General features: G+C 64.6%; 2 protein-coding genes. Both read right to left on the minus strand.

Annotated elements, in window-relative coordinates; genetic code table 11:
* Window positions 1-167 precede the first annotated feature (167 nt).
* Window positions 168-1,001: an IS21-like element helper ATPase IstB gene (gene istB / locus G518_RS0126330; RefSeq protein WP_028605032.1), complete on the minus strand. Its 834-nt coding sequence runs from the start codon at window positions 999-1,001 to the stop codon at window positions 168-170.
* Complete coding sequence (gene istA, locus G518_RS0126335; RefSeq protein ID WP_028605033.1) at window positions 998-2,518, minus strand: IS21 family transposase; 1,521 nt, start codon at window positions 2,516-2,518, stop codon at window positions 998-1,000. Before istA ends, istB begins: the two co-directional genes overlap by 4 nt.
* Between the last annotated feature and the right edge of the window lie 117 nt (window positions 2,519-2,635).

The raw sequence follows: 2,635 nt of genomic DNA on the forward strand, positions 1-2,635 counted from the left end.
CGCCACTTCGTCGCGCAGTTCACGTACCAGTGAGCGGCGCTGGTGCTCGCTCATCCACTGGAATCCAAGGACCGTGCAGGCTACTTGTTGGTGATTGTTGATTTCCGCGCAATCCTGACCCCGGTTTTTCATCCAATGTTGACCCCACCTTTTGGGGCGTAGCCGGACTACGCGTCTGTGGATAAGTCTACTGTTGGTGCGTTCGTTTCTCCTTTCTCAGTGACCTCCAGTGAGGCCGTCCTGGGCCGCCTTTTCTGAACGGTCTTGGGTGCTGCGCTGGAGTGCTTGAACCGCCAGCTCTCATTGCCGGTCTCCACAATGTGGCAATGGTGGGTGAGGCGATCGAGGAGCGCCGTGGTCATCTTGGCGTCGCCAAAGACCTGGCTCCATTCCCCGAAGCTGAGGTTGGTGGTGATCAGCACGCTGGTGCGCTCGTAGAGCTTGGAGAGCAGGTGGAACAGCAGCGCTCCTCCGGCCTGGCTGAACGGGAGGTAACCCAGTTCATCGAGGATGACCAGGTCCATGTAGACCAGCCGGTGGGCCAGCTGTCCAGCCTTGCCCTGGCTCTTCTCCAGCTCCAGCGCGTTGACCAGCTCCACGGTCGAGAAGAAGCGCACCCGCTTGCCGTGCCGCTGGATCGCTTCGATCCCGATGGCCGTGGCCAGGTGGGTCTTGCCGGTGCCCGGACCGCCGATGAGCACCACGTTGTGCGCGGCCTCGATGAACGCGCCGCCATGCAGCGTGCGCACCAGTGCCTCGTCCACACTGGCCTGGCTGAACTCGAAGCCGGCCAGGTCACGGTGGGCGGGGAAGCGGGCTGCGCCCATCTGGTACGCCATGGAACGCACCGAACGCTCGGCCTGCTCGGCCCTCAGCAGCTGACTCAGGAAGGCCTCCGGGCTGAAGTCGGTGTGCCGTGCCTGCGCCGCCACCTCGGGGTAGTTGGCGGCCATGCCGTGCAGCTTCAGGGCCTTGAGGGAGCCGATGATCTCCTGGCTCATGCGCGCGCTCCCTGTGCATCATCACCGCCAACCGAGCGAAGCCGGTCGTAGCGCTGTACGTTGGCTTGCGGCTGCACCGTCAGCGTCAGCGGCGTTCTGGCCGCCGCCACCTCTGCCTGGCTGCCAGCCTTCAGGCGTGCGAGCACGTTGAGCACGTGCTCGCCGCTGGGTTTGCCACTCTCGAGCGCCAACTCGGCGGCCACCAGCACCGGCTCCAGACCGTGCACCGGCACGGCCGCCAGCACCTGGGCCATCACCCGGTCGCCGCCCTCGTGGCGCAACAGGATGGCCTGCAGCTTCTTCAGCGGCTCGGGCAACGTCTCAAAGGGCGCACCGTTGCGCAGCGCACCGGGCTTGCGCTCGATCAGGCTGACGTAGTGGCGCCAGTCGTAGAAGGTCTGGCTGCGCTCGAAGCTGCGCGCATGGCTGGCGATGCGGGCGTTCTCGGCCACGACATCAATGCGTTCGGGATACAGGCGCAGGCTGACCACCTCGTGGGCGTGCTCGGTGGGCACGCTGTAGCGGTTGCGCTGAAGGTGCACCAGCGCCGTGCTGGAGACGCGCGCCAGCACCTCGATGTAGCCGTCAAACGGCCGGGGGTTTGGCATCAGGCGCTGCTGCTCATCCTGCAGCACGTCGGCCACCTTCAGAGTCGGCCACTCAGGGTGGTTGAGTTCGGCCCAGGCAGCGCGGCACTCGCCCTCCAGCCACGTATTGAGTGCCTGCATGTTGGGCCAGCGCTGCTTGGTCGCCTTGTGCCAGATGCTGATGCGCCGGTCGCGCACGTTCTTCTCGACGATGCCCTTCTCCCAGCCGCTGGCGACGTTGCAGAACTCGGGCTCGAACAGGTAGTGGCCGGTCATGGCTTCAAAGCGGGCGTTGACCGCGCGTTTCTTGCCGGCGCCAACCTTGTCCACAGCGGTCTTCATGTTGTCGTAGATGCCCCGCTGGGGCACACCACCGAAGGCGGCAAACGCCCGGGCATGGGCATCAAACAGCATCTCGTGGCTCTGGCTCGGATAGGCCACCAGCCAGAAGGCGCGGCTGCCGCACAGCTTGGTGTGGGCCACCTCCAGACGCCGGCGCAGCCCGCCCACCCAGGCGTACTCGGTGCTCCAGTCGAACTGGAAGGCATCGCCCAGGGCGAACTTCAGCGGCACGAAAGCACCCTTGCCGACCTTGCCCGACTGCTCGGCTCGCCAGCGCCGGGCAAAGGCAGCCACCCGGCCGTAGCCGCCGGTGTAGCCCTGCTCGACCAAGCCTTCGTACAAAGCCTTGATGGTGCGGCGATCGCGTTTGCCGCGGTGCAGGTCGGCCTTGAGCCAGGTTGCCAGCGTTTCGGTATAGCCGTCGAGCTTGGTCTGGTTGACCCGCTGGGGGTACTTGGGCTCGACCATCTCGCCCTTGCGCAGCCAGGCCTTGATGGTGTTCCTTGCCAGGCCCGTGCGCCGCTCGATCTCTTTAATTGGAAGGCCGTCGCGCAGGTGCATCCTGCGGATCTTTGCCAGTGTTCCCACGTTGATCACTCCTTGATTCCCTCCTGCTCAAAAAACAAGCAGGAGACGTTACTCAAGGGGTCAAAGTTGGATGAAAAAACTCAGTCCAGCGGGGTCAGAATTACGTGGAAATCAACA

This window comes from Ottowia thiooxydans DSM 14619 (genome assembly GCF_000422885.1).
Taxonomy (GTDB): domain Bacteria; phylum Pseudomonadota; class Gammaproteobacteria; order Burkholderiales; family Burkholderiaceae_C; genus Ottowia; species Ottowia thiooxydans.